Origin of the sequence: Segniliparus sp. (assembly GCF_051660745.1) — a bacterium.
Classification (GTDB): Bacteria; Actinomycetota; Actinomycetes; order Mycobacteriales; family Mycobacteriaceae; genus Segniliparus.
In genome coordinates this window covers 78,330-101,458 of sequence record NZ_JBOFQF010000044.1, presented here as the reverse complement: position 1 = coordinate 101,458, position 23,129 = coordinate 78,330, and the positions used below count along the sequence as shown (strand labels likewise).

The following is a 23,129-nucleotide window of genomic DNA, read 5'->3' as shown; positions in this document are numbered from 1 at the left end:
TCGGGCTGCGGTGCGCGCAGCCCGACGAGGCCGAACACGGGGACGGGGCCTGCTACGAGGTGGAGGGGATCGAGGACACCGCCGCGGCGATCAGGCCGACGTAGCTGATGCAGCCGAGCGCGAGCAGCCCAAGGCCGATCCACAGGGCGAGGCTGCCCCATTTCTTGGCGTCTGCCGAGGCCTTCTCCGCGCCCGCGAAATCGCCAAGGCGCCAGAGGACCTCGACCTTGGACGAGGCGAAGAACGCGGCGAGCGCGAGCGGCAGCAGGAAAAACGCTCCGGCGATCGCCCAGCCGATGTTGCTCGGCGGCGGGACGTTCGCCGGGCCTGCGGCGGAGGGCAGGCCGGCCGGGCCCCCCACAGGGCCCGAGGCCGCGTACGGGGAGAGGCTCGGCTGGTTCGGGTCGGAGCCGGGGAACTGTTGACCGGGTGGGTACGTCATGGGAAGATCCGCCTTTCGTTCCTGCCGCGTGAGCAGCGCCGCTATGGTGCTCTCCACCCTACACGCATGATCATTTGCGCGGGCGGACACGGCGTTCAGACGCGGTGCGCGAGCCCGGGGTAGTCGAGGATGAAGCCGTCCGAATCGATCGTGATCACGCTCTCCGAGACCGGCGAGACGACGCGGATGCCGCCGGGGTCGACGCGGTAGCGCAGCGTGACCTCGGAGACTTCGAGCTCGGGCAGGCGCAGGTACATCACCGGCACGTCGACGTCCTGGGCCTGCCGGTGCAGCCCGGCGCGGCGCAGCAGCAGCGTGTTGAAGAAGGACGAGAGCTCCATGTCCACGTCGAGCGCCCCGTTGAAGCCGGACTTGACCACGCTGCCGAGCGTGTGCACGAGCCAGTTGCCCTGGGTGTCTCTGGTGATCGACACCTGGCGGTCGCCGCCCGCGCGCAGGACGCTCACGGAAAGGCGCTGAGTGATCCCCTCTTCGTCGGTGACGACGTCGTACGAGGCGGAAAAAGCCTCGTGCTTGGCGTTCGTGGCCGAGATGATCCGCCCGTACGCGCGGATACGGTTGCCTGAGAGGTTGACCCTGGCAGACTCCAGCTGCGTGGCCTCGTGGCCGTTCCAGGTCAACATCGCAGGCCACGAGTTCGGGCTGGCGGTCAGGTCGGGGACGCTCATATCCCCTCACTTTAGCGGGGTTGCCGCCTTTTGGCGGCGCTGGCCCGCACTGCCCAGGAAAGCACGCCGTCGAGCAGCAGCGTCAACGCCGTGACCAGGACTGCCCCGGCGAGGACTTGGTCGTAGCGGCGCAACTGGACTCCTTCGATGAGGATGGAGCCAAGGCCGCCGAGGCCTGCGTACGCGGCGACGGTCGCGGTGGCCACCACCTGCATGGTCGCGCCGCGCACGCCGTCGAGGACGAGCGGCAGCGCCAACGGCAGCTGCACGCGCAGCAACACGTCGCGGCGGGGCATGCCGATCGCGTGCGCCGCGTCGACGATCCTCGGGTCGACGTTCGAGATCCCCGCGTAGGTTCCCGCGAGCACGGGGGCGGCGGCCAGCAGGGTCAACGCCAGGATCGGCGGCGTGTAGCCGATGCCGAGGACCAAGAGGGCGAGCAGCAGCACGCCCAGCGTCGGAATGGAGCGCAGCGTGTTCACGGCGCCGACGACGAGCGCGCCGCCTTTGCCGGTGTGCCCCACCACGAGGCCCAACGGCACTGCGACGAGGGAGGCGAGCACCACGGCGAGCACGGTGTACGCGAGGTGCTGGAAGAGCAGCGCGGGAATGCTGGCCCCGGCCCACCAGTCCTGCGGGAGCTGCCAGCGCTGCGGCGCGGACAGGTACTGCCACGCTAGAGAGATCCAATGCGACATCGGCTACCGCTTCCCGCCGCCCAGAAGGCGGTCTCCTGCGTTGTCGGCTCCTCGCGTACCGGGCTCGTTCCTCGCCTGTCTCTGTACGCCACGTCGCCTGCCGCCTTGGATCCCATCCTTCTGGGCCGACGGGCGTGTTGGGCGCGTCCAGGGGGTGAGGGCGCGGCCCAGCAGCACGAGGGCCAGGTCGACGGCGAGCGCGAGGACGAGGACCGCGAGGATCCCCGCCACGATGAGGTCGGGGTAATCGCGCTGGTAGCCGCTCAGGAACAGCTGGCCGAGCCCGCCGACCCCGATGACCGAGCCGATCGCCACCATGGAGATGTTCGCGGCGGCGATCACCCGGAGATTGGCGATGAGCACCGGGGCGGCGAGCGGGAGGTCCACTTTCACAAGCCTCGCCACGGGGGACCAGCCGATCGCGTCGGCGGCTTCGAGCACGTTCGCGTCCACTGCGGCCAATGCCTCAGGGATGCTCTTGACCTGCATGGCGACCGTGTACAAGGTGAGCGCGACGACGACGTTGAGCGGGCTGAGGAAGCCGAAGCCGAGCACGCCGGGCAGCACGGCGAAAAGCGCCAGCGACGGAATGGTGTACACGATGTTGCTGAGCACGTCGGAGATCCGCCTGGCCCAAGGCCTGCGGGCGACCGCGACGCCGATCGGGAGGGCGATCGCGACGCCGACGACGATCGGCAGGAGGGAGAGCCAGGCGTGCTCCCACGCCATGGGCCACGCCTTCCCCCAATGGTGCACGAGCCAGTTCATCGCAGCCTTTACGCCTTGGAGCCGTTGCCGGCCCAGCGGTGGTCCTCGTATTCCTGCCGTCCGGCCTCCGCGAGGTCGAGCACTTGGCGGGGGTCGACGGCTCCGAGGAGCGAGCCCGCCTCGTCCACGGCGACGCCGAGGCCGGAGGGGGAGGACAGGGCGGCGTCGAGCGCCTGGCGCAGGCTGTCTTGGGGGCGGAAGAGCGAGCCGCCCGCCGTGAGGCTGTCGTCCAGGCTCGCGCCGCCCGCCAGGGCCCGGAGGCCGTGGTCGTTGATCCAGCCGAGCGGTTCTCTGGATTGGTCGACCACCAGCCGCCACGCCTCGTGTTTGAGGCTGAGGCCTGCGAGCTCCGCCTCCGTCGAGGTCTCGATCGGGACGAGCTCGACTCCGCGCGCCTCGTCGAAGCCGAGCGCCCGGTACCCCCGGTCCCGCCCGATGAACGATTCGACGAACTCGTCGGCGGGGGAGGTCAGCAGCAGGTCGGGGGTGGCGTACTGGCGGAGCTTGCCGCCGGGGCCGAACACGGCGATCCGGTCGCCGAGCAGGAGCGCCTCGTCGATGTCGTGGGTGACGAACACGATTGTTTTCTTCAGCTCCGACTGGAGCGTCTTCATCTGCGCCTGCAGGCTGTCGCGCACCATCGGGTCCACGGCGGAGAACGGCTCGTCCATGAGCATGACCGGCGGGTCGGCGGCGAGCGCGCGGGCCACGCCGACCCGCTGGGCCTGCCCGCCCGAGAGCTGGCCGGGGTAGCGGGTCGCGAGGCTCTGGTCCAGGCCGACCCGGTCCAGAAGCTCCAGCGCGGCCGAGCGCGCGTCGCGTTTCGGGGTCCCGTTGAGGATGGGGACGGTCGCGATGTTGTCCGCCACGGTCTTGTGCGGCAGCAGGCCCGCGTGCTGGAGGACGTAGCCGATGCCCCGGCGCAGCTTCACCGGGTCCAGCTCGCGCACGTCCTTCCCGCCGACCTGCACATGCCCGCCGGTGGGCTCCACCAGTCGGTTGATCATCCGCATCGACGTGGTCTTCCCGCATCCGGACGGGCCGACGAACACGGTGAACGAGCCCTCGGGAATGGCGAGGTCGAGGTCCTGCACGGCCTGGGTGCCGTCGGGGAAGCGGACCGACACGGACTCGAATTCGATCGCGCTGGGCTGGTGTGCGCTGGGCTCGGGCATATCCGTGCGGTTCCTCACTGCTCGTTCTCCGGATTCAGTTTTGCGCCAGCGGGCGGTCGAGGCCGTGCGCTTTGAGCCATGCGGCGGCCGCGTCCTCTGGCTCCTGCTTGCCGTCTCCGGAGATCGCCCGGTTCAGTTGGGCGAGGTCGTCGGTGGTGAGCTGGGCCGATACCGCGTCGAGGACGCGGTGCAGCTTGGGAGTGTCTTTGCGCGAGCTCACCACGGGCACGACGTTGTTCGGCGGGAACAGCCCCTTGGGATCGGCGAGCACCAGGAGGTCCCCCTCGGCCAGGGCCGGGGTGGTGGTGTAGATGTTGGCGCCCTGGACCTGGCCGTCGCGCAGCGCTTTGATGGTCGCGGGCCCGCTCGAGTCGTTGATCGCGACGAAATGGTCCGGCGGGACGTCGATGCCGTAGATCTCCCGCAGGCCCGCGAGGCCTTGCGCGCGCTGCTGGAATTCCGCGTTTGCTGCCACCTTGAGCTCTGCGGCGTGCGGGGCGAGGTCGGCGATCGAGGCCAGGCCCCAGGCCTGGGCGAGTTTCTTGGTGACGGCGATGCTGTCCGTGTTGGACGCGGGAGCCGGTGCGTAGGCGACGAGCTTGACGGCGGCGAGCGCCTGGTCCAGCTCGGCCTTGATCTGCTCCGCCGTGGCGGCCTTGGCCTCCTTGTTCAGGTAGTGCAGGAGGTTGCCGGTGTATTCGGGGATGACGCTGATCTCGCCCGAGCTCAGGGCCGGGATGTAGCCCTCGCGCTGGCCGACGCCTTGCTTGCCGCCCGCGTGGAAGCCGTTGGCGCGCAGGGCGAGGATGTAGATGTCTGCGACCGCCTCCGACTCCGGGCTCGCAGCCGAGCCGACGGTGATCGTGTTCGGGTCTGGATCCGTGTTGGAATCGGACGAGAACGGGTCCGATGATCCGCACGAGGCGGTGAGGAGCCCGAGGGCCAAAGCGGTCGCCGTCAGGCGCGTCCACGATCGCATGGCGGTGTCCTTCCTGGTCTGCCGCCGAGGCCGGTGAGCGATGCACCTCAACGTTTGCGGATTGCGTGTGGGTGTGTAGTATATAAGCACCCCGGACTCGTTTCCGGGGGTGCTCAGCCTGACCCCCCGGGGCTGAGCGCGACGGCCCTAGTATCCCTCCCCCCACGAACACACTGGGGCCGTCCCCTATCTTTTTTCGGTCGAGGGTTGTTTTTGTGTGTCACTTTTCTCTTTGAATGTTCGGTTTTTTGGCATTGACGCGATTTCGCTCGCGATGATCGTTTGTGGCACGAGCCATTTGTGGATGGCGGAAATACTTGTCCACAATTCCCCGAAACCGCCGTCTGCGGCCTCGGAGCGCCGGAACTATGGACCGCATGAGGTTGTTCCGAGAATCCGAAGCCCCCGCCAAGCCGAGCCGTCCCGCTCGGAAGCCTGCGGCTCCAGAAGTTCTGATGGCTGTCGCCGATCCTGCGCTCGCGGAGCAGGTCAGGCAGGTGGTCGCGGCTGCGGGGCGCGGCCTGGTCGAGCAGCGGGGCTGCGTCGAGTCGCCGCCACGGATCGACCGGCGGCAATGGCGGACGGCTGGGGTCGTGGTGATGGACGAGCACGTCGCGCGGTGGTGCGTGGCCGAACGCCCGGCGAGGGACGGCGCGACCGTGCTCGTCTACGCGGCAGCCGCGCCGCAAGAAGGGTGGCGGCTCGCTGTGCACGCCAAAGCGGGCCACGTCCTCTCGCTTCCCCAGCAGGAGCGCGAACTGGTGCGATTGGTCGGCGAAGCGGTCGAAAGCCGTGTCGGCGGAGGGCGGGTCATCGCAGTTGTCGGGGCCAGAGGGGGCGCGGGAGCGTCCACGCTGGCAGCGGCGACAGCCCTTGTCGCGGCCAGGTCGGGCGCGAGGTCGCTCGCTGTGGACCTCGATCCGCTCGGCGGGGGGCTCGACGTGGTGCTCGGCATGGAGCGGGAGCCGGGGCTGCGCTGGGCAGACCTCTCGCTCTCCGGGGGGAGGGTGTCGGCGACGGCGCTGCATGAGGCGTTGCCGAGGCGGGGAAGCAGTCTCTCCGTGCTCGCCGCAGGGTGCGGCGAGCTGGGGAAGATCGAGACGGAGGCCGCGCTCGCGGTGGTCGACAGCGCGCGCTCTGCCGGGGACACGGTCGTCGTCGACCTCCCTCGTCAGTGGGGAGATCTGCAGCAAGCGGTGGTGGAGGCTGCGGACTGCGCAGTCGTGGTCCTGCCCGCGGAGCTGCGGGCGATCGCGGCGGGGCGCGTGCTCTCGGCAGCGCTCTCCCGCCTTTGCGCGAGCGTGGGCGCGGTGGCGCGGGGTCCGTCGCCCGGCGGTCTGCGTCTTGCGCGAGCGGCAGCGGAGGCAGGCCTGCCACTGCTCGGAGTGATGCACCACGAGCATCAGATCGCAGTCAGCGCCGAGCGCGGCGGCTTGGTCCTGCGCGGCCGTTCGAGCGTGCTGCGCGCCGCCGAAGCCGTGCTCGGGCGATGCCGAGAGAAGACGGCCCGACGATGAGGACGATGACTGCCCCGGTGGTCGAGCGGGTGCGCGAGCGTCTTGCGCGACGAGGCGGCGCGATCACCCATGAAGTGCTGGCCCAGGCGGTTCGGGCAGAGGCGGGCGGCCTGCTTGGCGACACCGACGTCCTCGACGCGTTGCGCGCATTGCGTGTCGAGTTCCTCGGCGCCGGGCCGTTGGAGGAGCTGCTCGCCGAACCGGATTTGTGCGACATCCTCGTCAATGGCCCCGACCAGGTCTGGGTGGACCGTGGCCAAGGGCTGGCCAGGTCATCGGTGTCCTTCGCGGACGAGGCGACGGTGCGCAGGCTGGCCTGCCGATTGGCGCTTTCCGCAGGCCGCCGCCTCGACGAGGCGCAGCCGTTCGTGGACGGCAGGCTGCCGGGCTTCGGGCATCGAGGTTGCGACATCCGGCTGCACGCCGTGCTTCCGCCGCTCGCGGTCCGGGGCACGTCGATCGCGTTGCGCGTGCTCCGGCCCGCCACGCAGAGCCTCGCCGAGCTCGTCGCGCGAGGCTCTGCGCATCCGGCGGCGGCAGCGCTCATGCGGCGCGCGATCGCGGAACGGCATTCCTTCCTGGTGACGGGCAGCACCGGATCTGGCAAGACGACGCTCCTCTCTGCGCTTTTGGCGCAGGTGTGCCCGAGGGAGCGGATCGTCTTGGTCGAAGACTCGCCGGAGCTGGCCCCGGCGCATCCACACGTGGTGTCGCTCGTGGCCCGCAAGCCGAATGTGGAAGGCGCAGGCGAGGTCACGGTCCGCGAGTTGGTGCGGCAGACCCTGCGGATGCGCCCAGACCGGGTGGTGATCGGCGAGGTGCGGGGCGCGGAGGTCGTGGACTTGCTCTCGGCCCTCAACACCGGCCACGACGGCGGTGCGGGGACCGTGCACTGCAATTCGCCGAACGAGCTTCCCGCGAGATTGGAGGCGCTCGCGGCGACGGGCGGTTTGGATCGTCGGGGATTGCACGGGCAGCTCGGCGCCGCTGTGCGTCTCGTCTTCCATATGCGCAGAGACCCGTCTGGCGCGAGGACGCTCGCGGAGATTGCCCGGCTCGACCTGCACGACGGCTTCGTCGCCGTCCGGGCGGTGTGGTCGGCCCGATGATTGCCATGGCTGCCCTGCTTGGCGCGTGCGCGCTCTGGATCTGGCCGTCGGCCGTCGCGACGAGCCGGGTGCGCGGCCTTCGTCCTCGGGGCGCGAGGCGGGCGGGCCGGATCTGCGCCAGCCGGCGCATGGGCCTTGTGGCGAGTCTTTTCGAACAGGCGTGGTGGGCGCCGGGAGGCGTGCTGCTTCTCGTGCGGCCAGGGCTCGGCGTGGCCGTGCTCCTGGTCTCGGCCAGTGCGCGGGCCGCGTGGCGGGCGCGCCGCGCCCGTGTCCGAGAACGAGAGCATGCGGCTGCGGTCCAGGCGGCGCTCATGGCAGTGGTGGACGAGCTCCGTGTCGGCGCGCACCCCGCGCACGCGTTCGCCGCGGCGGCGGCGGAATGCGCCTCGACGGCGGACTCTGGGGCGAACGAGGCCGCGCAGACCATGCGCGAGGTGGCCGCACGGGCTCGGCTCGGAGGGGACGTCGGCGAGGGGCTGCGCAGACGGGCTCGGGCTGCCCGGCGCGCTGGGCTGGGAGCAGGCGGGGCATTGTGGGAACGGCTCGCGTCCTGTTGGGAGCTGTCGCATCGGGAGGGGGTGCCGATGGCACAGGTGTTGGGCGCGCTCCGGGCCGATGTGGTGGAGCAGATCCGGTTCGGCGAGCGGACGGACGCGGCGCTGGCGGGCGCGCGGTCCACGGCGAAGATCCTCTCGGCCTTGCCCGCGCTGTGCGTGCTGCTCGGGCAAGCGATTGGAGCCCAGCCGCTGCGGGTGCTGCTGTCCGGATCCGGATCCCTCCTCCTTGCGGCCGGGTGCGGGTTCGTGTGCGCCGGGGCCGCCTGGTCGAGGCGTATCACGGCAGGGGCGGGCAGATGACGTGGGCGCTCTCGTGGGCAGGCGCGGCGGCGAGCCTGGCGTTGGCGCTGCTCGTCGCGCCGAGCCCGCAGCTGTGGTTGTCGCGAATCAGATCGCGGGCTGCGGCCCCTTTGCGTTCCGGGGCGGAGGCCGCCCGCCTGGATCCGCTCGCACTGGCCGCGAGCTACGACCTTTTCGCAGTCAGCCTGCAAGCAGGCCTGCCGACCCCGGTCGCGCTGCGGGCGGTTGCGAGATCAGCCCCGCCGCCGCTCTCCGCCGTGCTGGTCAAAGCGGCGCATGCGCTCCAGCTCGGCGCGGATCCCCAGGCGGCTTGGGAAGACGCGGCGGAACTGCCCGCCACAGCTCCGCTCGCCCGGATGGCCAAGCGGTCGGCGCGCAGCGGCGCCGCATTGGCCGACGGGCTCGTCGAGCTCGCAGCGGCGGTCCGGGCCGATGCGCTCGACCAAGCGACTGCGGGAGCGGGCCGCGCCGGGGTGCTGCTCGCCGGGCCGCTCGGCCTGTGCTTCTTGCCCGCTTTTCTCTGCCTTGGCGTGATCCCGGTGATCATCGGCCTGGGCTCAGAGGTCTTCGGGGACGGCGGGCGCGTCCTGTGAGCGTGGCGAGCCAGAAGCGGCCGAAAGGGCTTTCGTCCGAGAGTCGGACGAATGAAGAGAAAGGGGGCCACATGTGGTGGTCGACATGGAAGCGGCAGGGAGTCCTGCTCGCCAGCAGAATTATCATGTTCGGGGGGCGCGAGGAAGGCATGAGCACGGTCGAGTACGCGATCGGGACGATTGCCGCAGCCGCGTTCGGCGCTGTTTTGTACACGGTGGTCACCGGCGGCTCGGTGGCTTCGTTTCTGCAGAAGATCATCGAGAGGGCGCTGTCGACGAGCGTGTGAGCGGGCCCGGCGGCGAAGCGGGCATGGTGACGGTGGAGAGCGCCATAGGCGTTGCCTCGATTCTTTTCGTGCTCTTCGGCTCTGCGGTCGCATTGCTCGCGGTCGGCGACCACGTGCGATGTGTGGACGCCGCGCGCGAGGCCGCCAGGTTGGCTTCGAGGGGAGATCTGGGGCATGCGAGCTCTGCGGCCGAACGAGTCGGGCCGCGCGGCGCGGACATCAGGATCGAGGAGGGACCGGGAGAGGTTGTCGCCACGGTGACGTTCAAAGCGCAGTGGCTCGCCTCGCTCGACCTTGGCGCGAAAGCCGTCGCGGCCATGGAACCGGTGGCCGGTCCATGAGTTCCCCGCCGTCCAGGCGGCGATCTCCTGCGTCGCTGCGCGACGAGCAAGGCTCGATGACGGTGGCCAGCGCGTTCGTCATCGCGACGCTCGTGGCGTTCACGGTATTGCTCAGCTGGGCAGGAGCGGCCGTCTCGGCCAGGCATCGGGCGCAGGCGGCGGCGGATCTCGCGGCTTTGGCGGGAGCCTACCGGGCGTTGGACGGCGAGGCGGCGGCGTGCGCCGCCGCCCGCGCCTTTGCCGGGCGGTCCGCCGGGCGGCTCGTCTCCTGCCAGACGGTCGATTTGGACGTGCTCGTCGTCGTGGAGGTCGACACTGCGGCGCCCGGTTTCGCGTCAGGCCCGGCGCGGGCGACGGCCCGTGCGGGGCCTGCGCCGGTCACCTCGGCCCTTTCTCCCTGATGAGCACGGCCATGGAGGCGGTCGCGACGAACCCGTGCGCGTCGTAGAGCAGGCCCGAGCTGACCCCGATGCCGTCGGGGCCGATGGACGTCTTGCCGCGCACGCCGATCTCGGTGGAGGCGGGCTGGCGGTGGATGTGGACGCCGAGGTCGACGTTGATGGCGGCGACCCGCCGGTAGTCGGTGACCATGCCGACGCCGTTGACCATGTCCGCGATCCCGCACAGCGCCGCGAGGGGGGTGGGCGGCTCGTCGTCCACGAGCGGGACAGTCGGGGAGAGCCACATGACGTTGTCGTCGCCGATCCCCTCCTGCGTGCGGGTGGCGAGCGTGGACGGCATGCCGGAGTGGCCATGCCAAAAGGCTTCGCCGACGGCTGGAGTGTCGGGAAGGGGCTCGTACCGGTCTGTCGCGAGCCGTGCGGTGTCCGCCGCGCTGAGCCACCACGCCGAGGCTCGGGCGACGACGCTGTCGTCGACGACGATGTCTGCTTCGAGGAGCGTCGTCGACCGCCCGGCATGCGCCACCTTGGTGATGACGTGCAACAGGCCGACGGGAACGGGTCGGAGGAAATCGAACGTCAGGCGCGCGATCCTGCCTTCGCCGAGCGTGGAACCGAACTCTTCCAGACGCGAAGCGGCCAGCATGATGGGCGGCAGGCCCGCTTGCGCCCCTGGGGTCCAGTACCCCGTTGTCGACTCGGTCGCGCGGAAGCCGTTGTCGGCGCGGCGGTAGTACGGCTCAGTCATCGTCTCGCTATCTCAAGCTGGTTGTGGCTGGGGAGAGCCTGCAGATTGGCCCTGCGTCCGCGATGTCCCAGACATCGGGCAGCCGGGCGCGAAAGAGCCCAGTTGCATGGCCATGTACTGCTCCACAAGTTGAGTATAGCGCCAATGGTGGTACGCGAGCGGGGACATGGTGAGCCGTTTGGGCAGCCGGGCGTAGAGGACCGGCAGGACCCGGCTGACGATCCGGAACTCGAAGTCGTGCCGCTTCGTCCACCGGAAGCCGGTGAGGGCGCGGGCTTTGGGGTGCATGGCTCCGAACGAGCAGACGGCCGCGATGTGCCCGACCGCCGTCGCGAGGGGCGGCCACAGCGGTTTCAGGAAGGGAGGGAGGAACGGGGGGAACGGGGCGCGCAGCAAGGTGTCGACGGCTTTGCCGAGGGCGATGTTGTGCTCGCCCTTGGCTTCGAGGACCGATTCGTACCAATCGAGCAGATCGGAGTACTGGGCGGGGAGGCGGGCGTGCTTCCCTGGCAGCTGCACATGCTCGAATTTGCCCAGCATCACCTCGTAGAGCCTCTGCCGGCCCGCGTCGTCGAGCTTGTCGCCGGTGATCGGGGTGTACGCGCCCTGGTAGGCGAGGATCGTGCTCGCCATGATCCAGTTCCAGGATTCCGGGTTGAGCGCGCTGAACCGCACGCCGTTGAAGCCGACGCCCTTGACCGCTCGGTGCGCCTCGCGCAACCAGCGGCCGGTGGCCTCGTTGTCGGCGGCGGAGCCCCCGAACACCACCTGGTCCGCCGCGGCTGTGCGCGCCGCCCGCTCGAACGGGGTGTTGCGCACCCGCCCGGTCCATTCCACCCCGGCCGCCACTTCCGGCAGCATGACCTGGTCGAAGACGGCTGCGCCGAACAGGGCGAAGAGGAGGCTTCCGAAATACAGCTGGAAACGGCTGCCGTCGGAAAGCTCAGACGGCGCGGGCTGGGTGGTACGAGCGCTCATGGGGCCTCCTGAAGCATTTTGTTAGAAATATAGTCGTACACTAACATGTTCACATCTGGCGGGCGCGCGAGAACTCGGGGAATGCCTGCAGGCGCGGCGGAGCGCATCCTCGCCACTGCGGGAGCGGCCACAACGCCCAGCGGGGCAACGCCCGCGCGGCCATGCCGTTCGGGGCGCGTTGCAGGCGCGGCGCGCCCGGGCTGGCCGCCGATCGGCGCTCGAAGTGGTGCGCAGCTTGCAGGATGTGCTCTACTACTTGGACGAGAACGAGCTCGCCCGAGGTGTCACAAGGAGGAACTCCGGCCAATGGCATTGGGAACTGTGCAGTGGTTCGACCCTGAGAAGGGTTTCGGGTTCATTGCTCCTGACGACGGTTCCGCCGAGGTGTTCGTCCGATACACCGCCATCGAAGGCAGAGGCTTTCGGAAACTGGTCGAGCGCCAGAGGGTGGAGTTCGAGACGGCATTGGTCGGAAAGGACCTGCACGCCACCGCTGTGCGCGCGGCGGACGAGGTTCCGCTCCCCAATCAGGGGCAGTGATCGTCCGGCGGGTCGGACACGCCGGAGGCGCCTCAGATCCGCGTCTTCTCGGGTTTGAGGTAAATAGAGTGTGACGACTCGCGGCGCTCGGCTGGCTCGCGAACGAACAACCGGGAAGGTATGGCAACGGTGGCAGCACGGCGCAGTGCGGACGACACACGCGGCTCAGGCGGCGACGGGCTTCGACGGCTGGTGATCGTCGAATCCCCGACGAAGGCCCGCAAGCTCGCCTCCTTCCTCGGCGGCAATTATGTCGTGGAGTCGTCCCGAGGCCACATCCGCGACCTGCCCCGTGGCACGGCGGACATCCCGGCGAAGTACAAGTCGGAGCCATGGGCCAGGCTCGGGGTCAACGTCGAGGCGGACTTCGACCCGCTCTACGTGGTGAGCCCGGAGAAGAAGTCCACGGTCACCGATCTGAAGGACAAGTTGAAGTCGGTCGACGAGCTCTATCTCGCGACCGACGGCGACCGGGAGGGCGAGGCGATTGCCTGGCACCTCCTGGAGACCCTCAAGCCCAAGGTCCCGGTGCGGCGGATGGTGTTCCACGAGATCACCGAGTCCGCCATCCTTGCCGCCGCGGCGAACCCCCGCGACCTGGACACCGACCTCGTGGACGCCCAGGAGACCCGGCGCATCCTCGACCGCCTCTACGGCTACGAGGTGAGCCCGGTGCTGTGGAAGAAGGTGATGCCGAGGCTGTCCGCGGGGCGGGTGCAGTCGGTGGCCACCCGCATCATCGTGCAGCGCGAGCGCGAGCGGATGGCGTTCCGCTCGGCCTCGTACTGGGACCTGTCGGTCACAGTGGCCTCGAGCCCGGAGTTCTCCGCGAAGCTGGTGGAGCTCGACGGGCTGCGCGTGGCCTCGGGCCGCGACTTCACGCCGCAGGGCGAGCCGACGAACCCCGACCGGGTGCGCATCGTGGGGGAGGCCGAGGCGCGCTCGCTCGCCGAGGCGCTCGTCGGCGCGCAGCTGGACGTCGCGGATGTGGCCGAGAAGCCGTACTCGCGCAGGCCGTACCCGCCGTTCATGACGTCGACGCTGCAGCAGGAGGCGAGCCGGAAGCTCCGGTTCTCCACCGACCGGACCATGCGGCTCGCGCAGCGGCTGTACGAGAACGGCCACATCACGTATATGCGGACCGACTCGGTCACGCTCTCGCAGCAGGCGACCGAGGCCGCGCGGGCGCAGGCGACGGCGCTCTACGGGGCGGACGCGATCCCGAAGGCCCCCCGGCAGTACGCGAGCAAGGCGAAGAACGCCCAGGAGGCGCACGAGGCGATCCGCCCGGCAGGCGAGTCCTTCGCGCGCCCGGAGCAGCTCGCGGGGACGCTCGACGGCGACGAGCTGCGGTTGTACGAGCTGATCTGGCGGCGGACTGTCGCCTCGCAGATGGTGGACGCGCGGGGCACGAGCACGAGCCTGCGGCTGACGACGACCACGACGGCGGCGGGCGCGGCTCGCGATTGCGTGTTCGCGGCCTCGGGCCTGGTCATCACGACGCAGGGCTTCCTCCGGGCGTACGTGGAGACGGTGGACGAGCTCGCGGGCGGCCAGGCCGACGACGCCGAGAGCCGTCTTCCGCAGCTGGCCAAGGGGCAGAACGTCGCGGCCCGCGAAGCCGCGCCCGCCGAGCACGCCACCTCGCCGCCCGCCCGGTACACCGAGGCCTCGCTGGTGAAGGCGCTCGAAGACCTCGGCATCGGCCGCCCGTCCACCTACGCCGCCATCATCGACACGATCCAGGAGCGCGGCTACGTCTATCGCAAGGGCGCGGCGCTGGTGCCTGCCTGGGTGGCGTTCGCGGTCGTCGGCCTGTTGGAGGCCTACTTCGACCCGCTCGTCGACTACGAGTTCACCGCGCACATGGAGGACGAGCTCGACGCCATCGCGGCAGGCCGGGAGCACCGCACCCCGTGGCTCAACCGGTTCTACTACGGCGACGAGAACGGCCCGGCCCGCTCGGTGGCCCGCGCGGGCGGGCTCAAACGCCTCGTCGGCGCGAACGCGGAGACCATCGACGCGCGGGAGGTCAACTCCATCCCGGTGTTCGAGGACTCCGAGGCCCGTCAGATCTGGGTCCGGGTGGGCAAATTCGGGCCGTACTTGGAGCGGATGGTCAAAGACGACCAAGGCGAGCTGGTCTCGCAGCGCGCGAACCTGCATCAGGACCTCACGCCGGACGAGCTCACCCCCGAGGTCGCGGAGCAGCTGTTCGCCACCCCGAGCGAGGGGAGGGTGCTGGGCTTGGACCCGCAGTCCGGCCATGAGCTCGTCGTGAAAGAGGGCAGGTTCGGGCCGTATGTGACCGAGTTGCTGCCCTCGGCGGTCCAAGCGCAGCAAGAAGAGAAGGCCAAGACGAAGAAGGCCGCCGCGCCCAAGCCGCGCACGGCCTCGCTCTTCAAGTCCATGGACCCGGAGCAGGTGACGCTCGACGACGCCCTGCGGCTGCTGTCCCTGCCCCGCGCTGTCGGCGTCGACCCGAATACCGGCGAGGAGATCACCGCGCAGAACGGGAAGTTCGGGCCGTACCTCAAGCGCGGCACGGATTCGCGCTCCCTCGCGAACGAGGACCAGCTGTTCAACGTCACCCTTGAGGAGGCGCTCGCGCTCTACGCGGAGCCCAAACGCCGGGGAGCCCAGGCGGCCGCGGGGCCGCTGCGCGAGCTCGGCACGGACCCGGTCAGCGGCGTCGTGATGGTGGTCAAGAGCGGCCGGTTCGGCCCGTACGTCACGGACGGGACGACGAACGCGAGCCTGCGCAAGGGCGACGAGGTGGAGACGCTGACCGACGAGCGGGCCTCGGAGCTGCTCGCGGACCGTCGGGCGGCCGGTCCGGCGAAGAAGCCCGCCGCGCGGCGGGCCGCGCCGAAGACCACTGCCGCTACGAAGAAGCCTGCTGCTCGGAAGCCTGCGGCGAAGAAGCCGACGAGCTGATCGGAGGTTCCGGGTCCGGGTCTCGTGCGCGGGCCAGCTGGGTGAGCGCGTCGCGCCCGCGCAGCGGGACCTCCTCGCCGAGGATCCAATGCCGGGCCTCGTCCGGGTCGGCGAGCGCGACGGCTTCCGCCGAGGCGAGCAGGTGGCCCGGCTCCGACTTCGCGAGCTCGCAGAGCCGCGCGGCCGCGTTGACCGCGTCCCCGATGACGGTGTACTCCAGCCGCTCGTCCGCGCCGATATGCCCGGCGACGACGGGGCCTGCGGAGACTCCGATGCCGACGTTCGTCTCGTGCAGCGGCCCGGCGAGCACCTCCTGCAGGACCCGCGCCGCCCGGAGCGCGTGCCCGGCGAAGTTCTCCAGTTCGAGCGGGGCGCCGAAGACGACAAGGGCGGCGTCGCCCTGGAACTTGTTCACGTAGCCGCCCTCGGCCCCGACCACGTCCACCACGGCGTGGAAGAACTCGTTGAGCAGTTTCACCACGCGGGGGGCGCCGAGGTGGAAGGCGAGCCGTGTCGAGCCGACCAAGTCGACGAACAGGACGGCGACGAACCGCTCCTCGCCGCCGAGCTGGACTCCTCGCTCGACCGCGCGCTGCGCGACGTCGGCCCCGACGAACTGGCCGAACAAGGCGCGCAACCGCTCGCGCTCGCGGATCTGGCGGAGCATGCTGTTGAACCCGGACTGCAGGAGCCCGAGCTCGGTCGTGGTGTTCACCTCGACCTGCGCCGTCAGGTCGCCCTGCTCCACTTGGCGCATCGCGTCGCGCAGCTGGCGGACCGGCCCGCCGATGCCGTTGGCCAGCGAGCCCGCCGCGAGCAGGCCAACGCCGATCACGATGGCCGAGGTGACGAGGATGGGCAGGAGGAGCTGGTCCGTGCTGCCGTGCAGGACGCCGATCTCGTGCCCCGCGACGATGCCGAAGATGGCGCCGACGGGCACCCCGGAGCAGAGGAGCCACACGACACGGACCCGCCGGGAGACCCGGCTGGCCCGTTTGGTCTCGGCCCCGGCGGCGATCGCCTCGCTGATGATGGGGCGCAGCACCTGCTCGGAGCGCAAATAGATGATCATGCAGATCACCGAGCCGCCGATGAGCGCCCCGTAGCCGCCGATGAGGGCGAGCCGGAGCGAGTGGCGGGCGATGAACCCGACGAAGACGATGGAGCCGAAGAACCATACGGAGGCCGAGGCCCACATCTGCGCGGCGGGGAGGCGCAGCGCCCGGTCCTTGGCGGCCTGCGGGTTCGCCACGTTCCCGCTGCGCTGGTTCCACAAGAGCGTCGGCAGGGCGTGGCGCAGGCCCAGCGCGGTGGAGACGAAGACCCCGAGCGCGAGCACCGCGAGGAAGAGCAGCTGCGAGCTGCGGTCGCCGATGTCGGTGTACGAGACGGAGTCTTCCGGCGGCAGCGCGAACTTCAGGAAGCCGAAGACGATGATGGCTCCGAGCAGATTCGCGTAGACGACGTAGAGGATGACCAGCGGCCAGCGCGTCCGAGGCAGCCAGCGCGCGAGCTTGGCGATCTCGCGCGGGGTGAGTCCCAACTCAGCGAGTCTGCTCCGGCGCATTCGACCACAGTAGCCGATGATCGTCGCATGATCATGCGGTCGGGCCTGCGGGGAACGGGTCAGACCTGGGCGATGTCGCGAAAACACGTCGCGGACGATCCGCGCGCCCGCCCGACATGCTCGCCGGGTTCCTGCGCGCCGACGAGCCGGGCCTTCTTTAGACTGCTTCCATGCCGTCCGTGACCGACGCCGATTTCGAGCGGGTGCGCGCGCTCGTCGCGTCGATCCCCGCCGGGCGGGTCGCCACATACGGCGACATCGCGAAAGCCGCCGGGCTCACGAACGCGCGGCAGGTCGGGTGGATCATGCGCGAGGACTCCGCCGATCTGCCGTGGCACCGGGTCATCGGCGCGTCGGGCCGCCCAGCGGCGCACATCGCTGCCGAGCAGCTCGCCCGGCTGCGGGCCGAGGGGGTGCTGTCCGTGGACGGACGGGTGCCGTTGCGCGAGCGGCGGCACACGTTTCTCTAAGGCGCTGTTCTCCAGGGGGCGCTGTTCTCCCGGCCGCTGTCGTGGCGCGCTGCCGGGAATACCGGCGCGGGGCGCGGCGTTCGGATGAATGTGGCTGAGAACTTCACCTTCGACTACATCGCGCAGAACCCGAAGACATGGGTCAACGAGCAAATCGAGGCATACGAGGCGAGCGGCGGGGCCAAGGCCGCAGACATCGAGGGCATGCCCGTGGTGATCTTGTATCCCAAGGGGGCGAAGTCCGGCGAGATCCGCAAGACGCCGCTCATGCGGGTCGAGCACGACGGGGTGTACCTCGCGGTCGGCTCGATCGGCGGCGCTCCGAAGGACCCGGCGTGGGTCGCGAACCTGCGCGCGAACCCGGTGTTCGAGCTGCGCGACAAGGAGCAGGTGCGCACGGTGCGCGCCGAGGAGGTCGAGGACCCGCAGGAGCGCGAGCTCTGGTGGGAGCGCGCGGTGGCCGCTTTCCCGCCCTACGCCGAGTACACGACCCGCACGGAGCGGGTGTTCCCGCTCTTCACCCTCACGCCCGCGGATTAGACCGCGACCGGCTCGCCCGCCCTGCGGCGGGGGAGCGCCGTTGAGCGCGGCCCGCCGATCCGGTACTGGCTGCCGATGTGCTCCTCGGGCAGCCGGTCGCCTTTCCCGAAGAGCTTGTGGCGCAGTGTGCCGGGCGTGTACTCCTCCTGGTAGAGGCCGCGTTTGCGAAGCTCGGGGATGATGAATTCGACGATGTCCTCGAAGGTTCCAGGAGTGACGGCGTATGCGAGGTTGAAGCCGTCCACATCGGTCTCCGCGACCCAGTCCTGCAACTGGTCGGCGACGCGCTGCGGCGAGCCGACGAGCCTCGGGCCGAGGCCTCCGATGGCGGCGGCTCGGCCGATGTCGCCGACTTTCCACTCGCGGCCCTCGTCGTCGGGGGCCTGGAGCGCGGCGAGGGCGGAGTGGATCGCGTTGGACTTCACATTGCCGATCGGCTCGTCGGGGTGGTACTTGGACAAGTCCACGCCGGTCCAGCCGGACATGAACGTCAAACCGCCCTCCGGGCTCGCGTACTTGAGGAAGTCGTCGTGCTTGGCCTGCGCGAGCGCCTCGGTCTCGTCGGTGACGACGGTGAGGAGGGTATAGATCCGCGCCGAGTACGGGTCGCGGCCCGCCTTCACGAGCGCGGAGCGGATCGCCGCGACGCGCTCCTTGAGCACGTGCTTCGCCGGGGCGGAGATGAAGATCGACTCGGCGTGCTTGGCGGCGAAATTGACCCCTCGCGAGGAGGCGCCCGCTTGGTAGATCACCGGGCTGCGCTGCGGCGAGGGCTCGGACAGGTGGATGCCCGGCACCGAGAAGTACGTGCCCTCGTGGCCGATGTGGTGCACCTTGTCGGGGTCGGTGAACACGCCGCGCTCGCGGTCGCGGATGACCGCGTCGTCCTCCCAGGAGCCTTCCCACAGCTTGTAGAGCACTTCGAGGTACTCGTCCGCGTGGTCGTAGCGGGCGTCGTGCTCGGTGTGGTCCTGCCCCATGTTCCGGGCCGCCGAGGGCAGATAGCCGGTGACGACGTTCCACCCGATCCGCCCGCCCGTGAGGTGGTCGAGCGTGGAGAGGCGGCGGGCGAACGGGTAGGGGTGCTCGAAAGCGGTGCCCGCAGTGATCCCGAAGCCGAGGTGCTCGGTCACCAGGGCCATCGCGGAGGTCAGCAGGATCGGGTCGTTCACCGGGATCTGCGCCGCCTCGCGGATGGCGGTCTCGTCCGAGCCGCCGTAGACGTCGTAGGTGCCGAGGACGTCGGCGATGAACAACCCGTCGAATCTGCCGCGTTCGAGCAGCTTCGAGAGCTCGGTCCAATAGGCCAGGTCCTTGTACCGCCAGGCCTGGTCGTTCGGGTGGCGCCACATGCCCGGCGACTGGTGGGCCACACAGTTCATGTCGAACGCGTTGAAACGGATCTTCCGGGGCTCGGTCACTTGCTGACTCCTTGGTTCGACGGGCCCTGTCGTTCTCCGACAGTCCACGCGTACGGCGGCGCGGCGCCGTTGAGCAGGTTGTCTCCGATGCGCTGCTCCTTGTAGATCACCGGGTTGTGCAGCGAGATCGTGCGCGCGTTGCGCCAGTGCCGGTCGAGCGCCTTGTCGGAGCGGGTGATCGAAGCCCCGCCCACCTCGAAGAGGTCGGTGACCGCGCGCAGGACGAGCGGGATCACGGAGCTTTGCGCCTTCGCGGCGGCGAGCTCCACCTCGTCGTACGCCTCGGACGAGACCTCCTCGCCAGCGTTCAACTGGTCCAGGACCGCGCCGAGCAGGTCGGCGACCGCGAGCACGGTCGCCCGTGCGGCGAACGCGGCGGCCTCGCCCCGGCCGATCACCTGCTGCACGAGCGGGTCGTCCTTCGGCAGGTCGGCGAGCGCGTGGTTGTAGGTCCGGGTGCGGCTCTGGGTGACCGCGACGATGTCGGCCACCGCGCGCTTGGCGATGCCCGCGAGCACGGACAGCTGGACGAGCTGGAACAGGGCGGTCTGATGGCCAGGGCCGGGGGTGCCGTAGCCGCGCTCGAAGATCCGGTCGGCGGAGACCTGCACGCCCTCGTACCGGGAGGTGCCGCTCGCGGTGAGCCGCTGCCCGAAGCCGTCCCAGTCGTCTTGCTGCGAGACCCCCGGCTGGTCGGCGTCGACGAGCACGCCGACCCGCTGGTCGCCGTATTGCGCCGCGACGAGGATGTGGTCCGCGAAGAGGCTGCCGGTGGAGTAGAACTTCTCGCCGTCGAGCCGGAACGTTTCGCCGTCCTGGACGAGCTTGGTCTGGAACCCGTCGGTGAAACCCGCGCCGAGCTCGGTGATCCCGTTGCCGAAGAGGGCGCCTTCGCCTGCCTTGCGCAGCCAGTGCTCGCGCCGCGCCGGGTCTGTGTCCAAACGGAGGTCCTCGATGAGGCCGGTGTGCACCCGAAGCGCCTGCGGCAGGTTCGACTCGGCCTCGGCGAGGTCGATGAGCAGGCGGTACACCTGCGGCAGGCTCGCGCCGAAGCCCCCGAACTCCTGCGGGACGCGCAGGCGGGTGAAGCCCGCCTCGCGAAGGAGCCGGATCTCGTCGAAGGGAAGCCGTCGTTCGCGTTCGCGTTCGACCGCGCCTTTGGCGATTTCCGCGAAGACCGGGTGGAAGAGCGAACGCAGTTCCGCGTCGCTCGGGGCTGGGGAGAGCACAGCACTGGGCATGTGCGCCATGCTAGGAAGCCGGGGAACGGCTTTCGGGGATCTGCGCGAGCCCGCCACCCGGCGGATCGGGCGTTGCCGCAGTTCGCGAGCGCATGCGACGGCATGTCGGCGGTGAGACTCTGGGTGAGCGAAAGCGCGTGGCCGCCCAGCCCGCAACGTCTCGATATATTATTTTAATATCGGATACTCATTATATTAATGGTGAAAAGATGCGCCGGAAACTGTTCTATGCCACTATTACATGAGTATCTTTATTCATCTGAAATTCTCTGGACGAAGGGAGCCCGCCGTGCTCGGTCGCGTCAGTACTCGGGTTTTTGCCGTGGTCTCCTCCATCGGACTGGGGGCGTCGTCGGCTGTTGTGGCGCAATCCGCCGCCGCCGAAGTGGTCTACCACGACGTGCAGTACTCGATCGAGGCGGCAGGGGGCGGCTCTTCCCTGCTCGTCCGATACACCGGGGATCTGCGCGACCACGCTGATCCGACCGAGAAGCATCTCGTGGAGGAAGCGGTCGAGCTGCCGTGGACCGTCGACCTCAAGATCGGCGAGTCCGACTTCGGCCGCGCGGGGCGCGCCCCGGACTCCAAGCCTTTCAAAGGCCTGGATCTCGGGCTGACCGGCATTGCCAACGGAACGTCCCTCGGCGACGACGCGCTGGTCGACGGCAACGGGCGACTGCAGGGCCCCGAGGCGTGGAACGCGTGGACCGGAGGAGACGCGCGCGGCAGCTCCTACACGTGCCGTATCACCGTGGACGGCGAAGTGGTGGCGGAACAGACTATGAAGGGGCTCTGCTCCGCCCAGTACAAGCGGCGCGTCTCGGGCTGATCGAATTCGCCGACGAGACTGCGGTCGGGCGAAAGGCCGGGCGTAGTCTTGTGCGCAATGTCGATCGCGAGACACGGGAGGACCCGATGACGTATCCGCAGCAGCCGCCTTTCTCGCAGCCGTACGGGCCGCCGCCGAATTTCCCGCCCCAGCACGGGGCCCAGCCGCCGAAGAAGAAACGCACCGTGCTGTGGATCGTGCTCTCGGTCGTCGGAGCGCTGTTGCTCTGCGGCGGCGGTTTCGCGCTGTTCATCTGGAAGATGGCGTTGAGCCCGGACAGCGGCCCGCAGCAGGTCAAGTCTGTGGCGAAGGACTACAAGCGCGCCGAGGACGCGAACGACGCGGCCGCGTTGGCCGGTTTGCTCTGCTCGGCGGACTCGGCGCAAGCCGAAGCTGTCCTTCGCGGCGACGCGAAGGTCGCGCGGGGCGATATCGATGTGAAGAGCTCCGCCACGATCAACGATCTCGGCATGGCCGCCTTCACGGATGCGAAGGGGGCGGCCTGGACGCTCTACTTCCACAAGGAAGACGGCAAGTGGAAGGTGTGCCCCTCGTCGAGGGACGCCTTCAAAGCAGCGAACACGACGACGAATGAGCGCGACGGCGAATGAGCGCCCGCCCCGACAGGGGGGTCAGCTGCAGCCTCGGCTCCGAGCGTTGCCGAGGACGCCGTCGATCTGGTCGGAGAGCTCGTCGGCGTGGTCGAGCTTCGCCCAGTACGCGGGCCGGAGCGGGCGCCTGCTGAGCACCTCGATTTGCGAGAACTTGTTCATCACGCGGAAGTAGAAGATGTCGTCCGTGCTCGTCCGGATGTCGGCTGCGGCGGCGTCCAGCTGGCCAAGCAACGGCGCGAGCCCCGGCACCGCCCCGCCCCGGTCGAGGTCGCGCAGGTGGGCGGCCCCGCCTTCGAGTATGTCCATTTTCGTGTTCGCGTCGTTCTGCTGCACCTCGAAAAGCCCATAGGGCTGTTTCAGGACGCTGCGCAGGCCGCCGACCCCCGGCCCGACCTCGTTCTGCAGGGCAGCGGACATCTGGTCGAGGAGCGCGCAGTCCGGCGCCGTCTGTTCGGGGACGGCCACGGCGGGCGGGACCGCCCCGCCGAAGACGCTGAGCAAGAGGGCGGCTCCGGGGACGGCGGATCGTTGGAAGCGCATGGATCTCCTTCGTTGCTTGGCTCCGTTTAGCGAGCCCTGGGAACGGGCGGCACGGCGGCGCCCGGGTTCGCAGGCATGGGCGGGACGGGGTTGGTAGGCGCCACAGGCGGAAGAGCGGCTCCGGGCGGGGCTTGCTCGCCCGGGAGGGGCGGCTTGCTGCCGGACTCCGGTCCGATCTCGGAGATCTGCCAGGTGTCGCCGATCTTGGTGACAATGACCCGCAAGATGAGGGGAGACACCCGGGGCTGCGGGTTCTGCAGGTTCTTGGTCGTCTGGCTCGTGGACACCACGACTTTGTAGGCGCCCCCGGGCTGGGGGGTCGCCTCGGCCGCGAGAATCTCGCCGCTCGACTCGACTTTCGCCTGCCGCATGATTTCGGTGAGCAGCTCGGCCCCGCTGGTCCATTTGTCTTTGAGCGCCGGGGCGACCCCCTCCTCGACCGACTTGAAGAAGCCCTCGGGGTCTTGGTAGGTGTAGGTGAGCGATTTGTGGGCGTAGTCCTTCGCCAGTTTCTCCGCCGTGCTCCGGTCGGCCTCGGTCTGGTGGAGCTGCGCGAGCTGCTGCCCGGCTTCGCGGTATTTGAGATAGCCGAACACGAGCGCCCCGCAGAGCGCGACGACCACGGCCAGGGCGGCGACCAAGGGCCACGGGAAGCTCGACAAGGCCCGTTGTTCCTCTCGGGAGGCGCTCGCGTCCTCGCCTGCAGGTTTCTTCTTGGAAGCGTCTCGCACAGTGATTTCCGGGCCGCGTGCCGAGACCGTCTCGTCCTCGGATTTCTCGCCGGTCTTCTCCGCAGCGGTGTCTTCTGCCGAAGTCGTCTCGTCTTTGTCGTCTGTGCTCATGGTTCC

27 protein-coding genes are annotated in these 23,129 nt (G+C 69.6%); 13 read left to right on the top strand and 14 right to left on the bottom strand.

Going from position 1 to position 23,129, the window contains the following annotated elements; genetic code table 11:
• Positions 1 to 52 precede the first annotated feature (52 nt).
• The 6 genes from ACRC20_RS16835 to ACRC20_RS16810 form a co-directional block, all read right to left on the bottom strand.
• On the bottom strand, positions 53 to 442 hold the full coding sequence (locus ACRC20_RS16835) for a CD225/dispanin family protein (protein ID WP_438687539.1): 390 nt from the start codon (positions 440 to 442) through the stop codon (positions 53 to 55).
• A gap of 95 nt (positions 443 to 537) precedes the next feature.
• A complete protein-coding gene (locus ACRC20_RS16830) occupies positions 538 to 1,131 on the bottom strand; it encodes a putative glycolipid-binding domain-containing protein (RefSeq protein ID WP_438687538.1) in 594 nt (197 codons plus the stop codon).
• An 11-nt stretch (positions 1,132 to 1,142) separates the two neighbouring features.
• Positions 1,143 to 1,829: an ABC transporter permease gene (locus ACRC20_RS16825; RefSeq protein WP_438687537.1), complete on the bottom strand. Its 687-nt coding sequence runs from the start codon at positions 1,827 to 1,829 to the stop codon at positions 1,143 to 1,145.
• 3 nt (positions 1,830 to 1,832) lie between these two features.
• Positions 1,833 to 2,597: an ABC transporter permease gene (locus ACRC20_RS16820; RefSeq protein WP_438687536.1), complete on the bottom strand. Its 765-nt coding sequence runs from the start codon at positions 2,595 to 2,597 to the stop codon at positions 1,833 to 1,835.
• Positions 2,598 to 2,605: 8 nt separating this feature from the next.
• A complete protein-coding gene (locus tag ACRC20_RS16815) occupies positions 2,606 to 3,772 on the bottom strand; it encodes an ABC transporter ATP-binding protein (protein WP_438687535.1) in 1,167 nt (388 codons plus the stop codon).
• 34 nt (positions 3,773 to 3,806) lie between these two features.
• On the bottom strand, positions 3,807 to 4,751 hold the full coding sequence (locus ACRC20_RS16810) for an ABC transporter substrate-binding protein (RefSeq protein ID WP_438687534.1): 945 nt from the start codon (positions 4,749 to 4,751) through the stop codon (positions 3,807 to 3,809).
• Between the two features lie 455 nt (positions 4,752 to 5,206).
• Here ACRC20_RS16810 and ssd point away from each other — a divergent pair, with 455 nt between their 5' ends.
• The 7 genes from ssd to ACRC20_RS16775 all read left to right on the top strand — a co-directional run bounded on the left by ssd (position 5,207) and on the right by ACRC20_RS16775 (position 9,856).
• Positions 5,207 to 6,268 (top strand): septum site-determining protein Ssd, encoded by a 1,062-nt coding sequence (gene ssd / locus ACRC20_RS16805; protein ID WP_438687533.1) that lies wholly within the window; start codon positions 5,207 to 5,209, stop codon positions 6,266 to 6,268.
• A gap of 5 nt (positions 6,269 to 6,273) precedes the next feature.
• Positions 6,274 to 7,377, top strand: coding sequence for a TadA family conjugal transfer-associated ATPase (locus ACRC20_RS16800; protein ID WP_438687548.1), 1,104 nt, complete (start codon positions 6,274 to 6,276; stop codon positions 7,375 to 7,377).
• A 5-nt stretch (positions 7,378 to 7,382) separates the two neighbouring features.
• A complete protein-coding gene (locus ACRC20_RS16795) occupies positions 7,383 to 8,234 on the top strand; it encodes a type II secretion system F family protein (RefSeq protein ID WP_438687532.1) in 852 nt (283 codons plus the stop codon).
• Positions 8,231 to 8,827, top strand: a complete 597-nt coding sequence (locus tag ACRC20_RS16790) for a type II secretion system F family protein (RefSeq protein ID WP_438687531.1) — start codon at positions 8,231 to 8,233, stop codon at positions 8,825 to 8,827. The genes ACRC20_RS16795 and ACRC20_RS16790 overlap by 4 nt, the downstream gene beginning before the upstream one ends.
• 125 nt (positions 8,828 to 8,952) lie before the next feature.
• Positions 8,953 to 9,114 carry a DUF4244 domain-containing protein gene (locus ACRC20_RS16785; protein ID WP_438687547.1) on the top strand — a complete coding sequence of 54 codons (162 nt, stop codon included), beginning with the start codon at positions 8,953 to 8,955 and terminating at the stop codon, positions 9,112 to 9,114.
• A 23-nt stretch (positions 9,115 to 9,137) separates the two neighbouring features.
• Entirely contained in the window at positions 9,138 to 9,455 is a 318-nt protein-coding gene (locus ACRC20_RS16780) for a TadE family type IV pilus minor pilin (protein ID WP_438687546.1), read from the top strand.
• A gap of 56 nt (positions 9,456 to 9,511) precedes the next feature.
• Complete coding sequence (locus ACRC20_RS16775; RefSeq protein ID WP_438687530.1) at positions 9,512 to 9,856, top strand: Rv3654c family TadE-like protein; 345 nt, start codon at positions 9,512 to 9,514, stop codon at positions 9,854 to 9,856.
• Here ACRC20_RS16775 and ACRC20_RS16770 read toward each other — a convergent pair.
• From ACRC20_RS16770 to ACRC20_RS16760, 3 genes are read right to left on the bottom strand one after another with little or no spacing between them, the layout of a single operon-like run.
• Entirely contained in the window at positions 9,834 to 10,604 is a 771-nt protein-coding gene (locus ACRC20_RS16770; protein WP_438687529.1) for a thioesterase family protein, read from the bottom strand. The two genes, ACRC20_RS16775 and ACRC20_RS16770, sit on opposite strands and share 23 nt — an antisense overlap.
• A gap of 12 nt (positions 10,605 to 10,616) precedes the next feature.
• Positions 10,617 to 11,582, bottom strand: a complete 966-nt coding sequence (locus ACRC20_RS16765) for an oxygenase MpaB family protein (RefSeq protein WP_438687528.1) — start codon at positions 11,580 to 11,582, stop codon at positions 10,617 to 10,619.
• Positions 11,583 to 11,631: 49 nt separating this feature from the next.
• Positions 11,632 to 11,895, bottom strand: a complete 264-nt coding sequence (locus ACRC20_RS16760; RefSeq protein WP_438687527.1) for a hypothetical protein — start codon at positions 11,893 to 11,895, stop codon at positions 11,632 to 11,634.
• Here ACRC20_RS16760 and ACRC20_RS16755 point away from each other — a divergent pair.
• Both ACRC20_RS16755 and topA read left to right on the top strand, forming a co-directional pair.
• Positions 11,889 to 12,122, top strand: a complete 234-nt coding sequence (locus ACRC20_RS16755; RefSeq protein ID WP_438687526.1) for a cold-shock protein — start codon at positions 11,889 to 11,891, stop codon at positions 12,120 to 12,122. The two genes, ACRC20_RS16760 and ACRC20_RS16755, sit on opposite strands and share 7 nt — an antisense overlap.
• A gap of 120 nt (positions 12,123 to 12,242) precedes the next feature.
• A complete protein-coding gene (gene topA / locus ACRC20_RS16750; protein ID WP_438687525.1) occupies positions 12,243 to 15,059 on the top strand; it encodes a type I DNA topoisomerase in 2,817 nt (938 codons plus the stop codon).
• Here topA and ACRC20_RS16745 read toward each other — a convergent pair.
• Positions 15,007 to 16,602, bottom strand: a complete 1,596-nt coding sequence (locus ACRC20_RS16745) for an adenylate/guanylate cyclase domain-containing protein (RefSeq protein ID WP_438687524.1) — start codon at positions 16,600 to 16,602, stop codon at positions 15,007 to 15,009. The genes topA and ACRC20_RS16745 overlap by 53 nt on opposite strands.
• A gap of 194 nt (positions 16,603 to 16,796) precedes the next feature.
• Here ACRC20_RS16745 and ACRC20_RS16740 point away from each other — a divergent pair, with 194 nt between their 5' ends.
• Together ACRC20_RS16740 and ACRC20_RS16735 are read left to right on the top strand one after the other, a co-directional pair.
• Positions 16,797 to 17,096: an MGMT family protein gene (locus tag ACRC20_RS16740; protein ID WP_438687523.1), complete on the top strand. Its 300-nt coding sequence runs from the start codon at positions 16,797 to 16,799 to the stop codon at positions 17,094 to 17,096.
• 90 nt (positions 17,097 to 17,186) lie between these two features.
• Entirely contained in the window at positions 17,187 to 17,636 is a 450-nt protein-coding gene (locus ACRC20_RS16735) for a nitroreductase family deazaflavin-dependent oxidoreductase (RefSeq protein ID WP_438687522.1), read from the top strand.
• Here ACRC20_RS16735 and ACRC20_RS16730 read toward each other — a convergent pair.
• Both ACRC20_RS16730 and ACRC20_RS16725 read right to left on the bottom strand, forming a co-directional pair.
• On the bottom strand, positions 17,633 to 19,057 hold the full coding sequence (locus ACRC20_RS16730) for an LLM class flavin-dependent oxidoreductase (protein ID WP_438687521.1): 1,425 nt from the start codon (positions 19,055 to 19,057) through the stop codon (positions 17,633 to 17,635). The genes ACRC20_RS16735 and ACRC20_RS16730 overlap by 4 nt on opposite strands.
• The gene (locus ACRC20_RS16725; RefSeq protein WP_438687520.1) at positions 19,054 to 20,307 is read right to left on the bottom strand and encodes an acyl-CoA dehydrogenase family protein; all 1,254 of its coding nucleotides are present in this window, start codon (positions 20,305 to 20,307) and stop codon (positions 19,054 to 19,056) included. Before ACRC20_RS16725 ends, ACRC20_RS16730 begins: the two co-directional genes overlap by 4 nt.
• Positions 20,308 to 20,587: 280 nt before the next feature.
• Between ACRC20_RS16725 and ACRC20_RS16720 the strand changes: the two genes are divergently transcribed.
• Positions 20,588 to 21,127: a hypothetical protein gene (locus tag ACRC20_RS16720; RefSeq protein WP_438687519.1), complete on the top strand. Its 540-nt coding sequence runs from the start codon at positions 20,588 to 20,590 to the stop codon at positions 21,125 to 21,127.
• An 86-nt stretch (positions 21,128 to 21,213) separates the two neighbouring features.
• Complete coding sequence (locus tag ACRC20_RS16715) at positions 21,214 to 21,738, top strand: Rv0361 family membrane protein (protein WP_438687518.1); 525 nt, start codon at positions 21,214 to 21,216, stop codon at positions 21,736 to 21,738.
• A 21-nt stretch (positions 21,739 to 21,759) separates the two neighbouring features.
• Here ACRC20_RS16715 and ACRC20_RS16710 read toward each other — a convergent pair whose 3' ends face one another.
• Positions 21,760 to 22,281 (bottom strand): hypothetical protein, encoded by a 522-nt coding sequence (locus ACRC20_RS16710; protein WP_438687517.1) that lies wholly within the window; start codon positions 22,279 to 22,281, stop codon positions 21,760 to 21,762.
• 26 nt (positions 22,282 to 22,307) lie between these two features.
• Complete coding sequence (locus tag ACRC20_RS16705) at positions 22,308 to 23,123, bottom strand: hypothetical protein (RefSeq protein WP_438687516.1); 816 nt, start codon at positions 23,121 to 23,123, stop codon at positions 22,308 to 22,310.
• Between the last annotated feature and the right edge of the window lie 6 nt (positions 23,124 to 23,129).

What these genes read in the sequence shown, in the direction of transcription:
- ACRC20_RS16810 (WP_438687534.1), bottom strand. Translation starts at nt 4,751, where the DNA reads ATGCGATCGTGGACGCGCCTGACGGCGACCGCTTTGGCCCTCGGGCTC.
- ACRC20_RS16740 (WP_438687523.1), top strand. Translation starts at nt 16,797, where the DNA reads ATGCCGTCCGTGACCGACGCCGATTTCGAGCGGGTGCGCGCGCTCGTC.
- ACRC20_RS16770 (WP_438687529.1), bottom strand. Translation starts at nt 10,604, where the DNA reads ATGACTGAGCCGTACTACCGCCGCGCCGACAACGGCTTCCGCGCGACC.
- ACRC20_RS16790 (WP_438687531.1), top strand. Translation starts at nt 8,231, where the DNA reads ATGACGTGGGCGCTCTCGTGGGCAGGCGCGGCGGCGAGCCTGGCGTTG.
- ACRC20_RS16725 (WP_438687520.1), bottom strand. Translation starts at nt 20,307, where the DNA reads ATGGCGCACATGCCCAGTGCTGTGCTCTCCCCAGCCCCGAGCGACGCG.
- ACRC20_RS16795 (WP_438687532.1), top strand. Translation starts at nt 7,383, where the DNA reads ATGGCTGCCCTGCTTGGCGCGTGCGCGCTCTGGATCTGGCCGTCGGCC.
- ACRC20_RS16715 (WP_438687518.1), top strand. Translation starts at nt 21,214, where the DNA reads ATGACGTATCCGCAGCAGCCGCCTTTCTCGCAGCCGTACGGGCCGCCG.
- ACRC20_RS16760 (WP_438687527.1), bottom strand. Translation starts at nt 11,895, where the DNA reads ATGCCATTGGCCGGAGTTCCTCCTTGTGACACCTCGGGCGAGCTCGTT.
- ACRC20_RS16780 (WP_438687546.1), top strand. Translation starts at nt 9,138, where the DNA reads ATGGTGACGGTGGAGAGCGCCATAGGCGTTGCCTCGATTCTTTTCGTG.
- ACRC20_RS16830 (WP_438687538.1), bottom strand. Translation starts at nt 1,131, where the DNA reads ATGAGCGTCCCCGACCTGACCGCCAGCCCGAACTCGTGGCCTGCGATG.
- ACRC20_RS16775 (WP_438687530.1), top strand. Translation starts at nt 9,512, where the DNA reads ATGACGGTGGCCAGCGCGTTCGTCATCGCGACGCTCGTGGCGTTCACG.
- topA (WP_438687525.1), top strand. Translation starts at nt 12,243, where the DNA reads ATGGCAACGGTGGCAGCACGGCGCAGTGCGGACGACACACGCGGCTCA.
- ACRC20_RS16825 (WP_438687537.1), bottom strand. Translation starts at nt 1,829, where the DNA reads ATGTCGCATTGGATCTCTCTAGCGTGGCAGTACCTGTCCGCGCCGCAG.
- ACRC20_RS16800 (WP_438687548.1), top strand. Translation starts at nt 6,274, where the DNA reads ATGACTGCCCCGGTGGTCGAGCGGGTGCGCGAGCGTCTTGCGCGACGA.
- ACRC20_RS16785 (WP_438687547.1), top strand. Translation starts at nt 8,953, where the DNA reads ATGTTCGGGGGGCGCGAGGAAGGCATGAGCACGGTCGAGTACGCGATC.
- ACRC20_RS16765 (WP_438687528.1), bottom strand. Translation starts at nt 11,582, where the DNA reads ATGAGCGCTCGTACCACCCAGCCCGCGCCGTCTGAGCTTTCCGACGGC.
- ssd (WP_438687533.1), top strand. Translation starts at nt 5,207, where the DNA reads ATGGCTGTCGCCGATCCTGCGCTCGCGGAGCAGGTCAGGCAGGTGGTC.
- ACRC20_RS16835 (WP_438687539.1), bottom strand. Translation starts at nt 442, where the DNA reads ATGACGTACCCACCCGGTCAACAGTTCCCCGGCTCCGACCCGAACCAG.
- ACRC20_RS16820 (WP_438687536.1), bottom strand. Translation starts at nt 2,597, where the DNA reads ATGAACTGGCTCGTGCACCATTGGGGGAAGGCGTGGCCCATGGCGTGG.
- ACRC20_RS16705 (WP_438687516.1), bottom strand. Translation starts at nt 23,123, where the DNA reads ATGAGCACAGACGACAAAGACGAGACGACTTCGGCAGAAGACACCGCT.
- ACRC20_RS16710 (WP_438687517.1), bottom strand. Translation starts at nt 22,281, where the DNA reads ATGCGCTTCCAACGATCCGCCGTCCCCGGAGCCGCCCTCTTGCTCAGC.
- ACRC20_RS16815 (WP_438687535.1), bottom strand. Translation starts at nt 3,772, where the DNA reads ATGCCCGAGCCCAGCGCACACCAGCCCAGCGCGATCGAATTCGAGTCC.
- ACRC20_RS16755 (WP_438687526.1), top strand. Translation starts at nt 11,889, where the DNA reads ATGGCATTGGGAACTGTGCAGTGGTTCGACCCTGAGAAGGGTTTCGGG.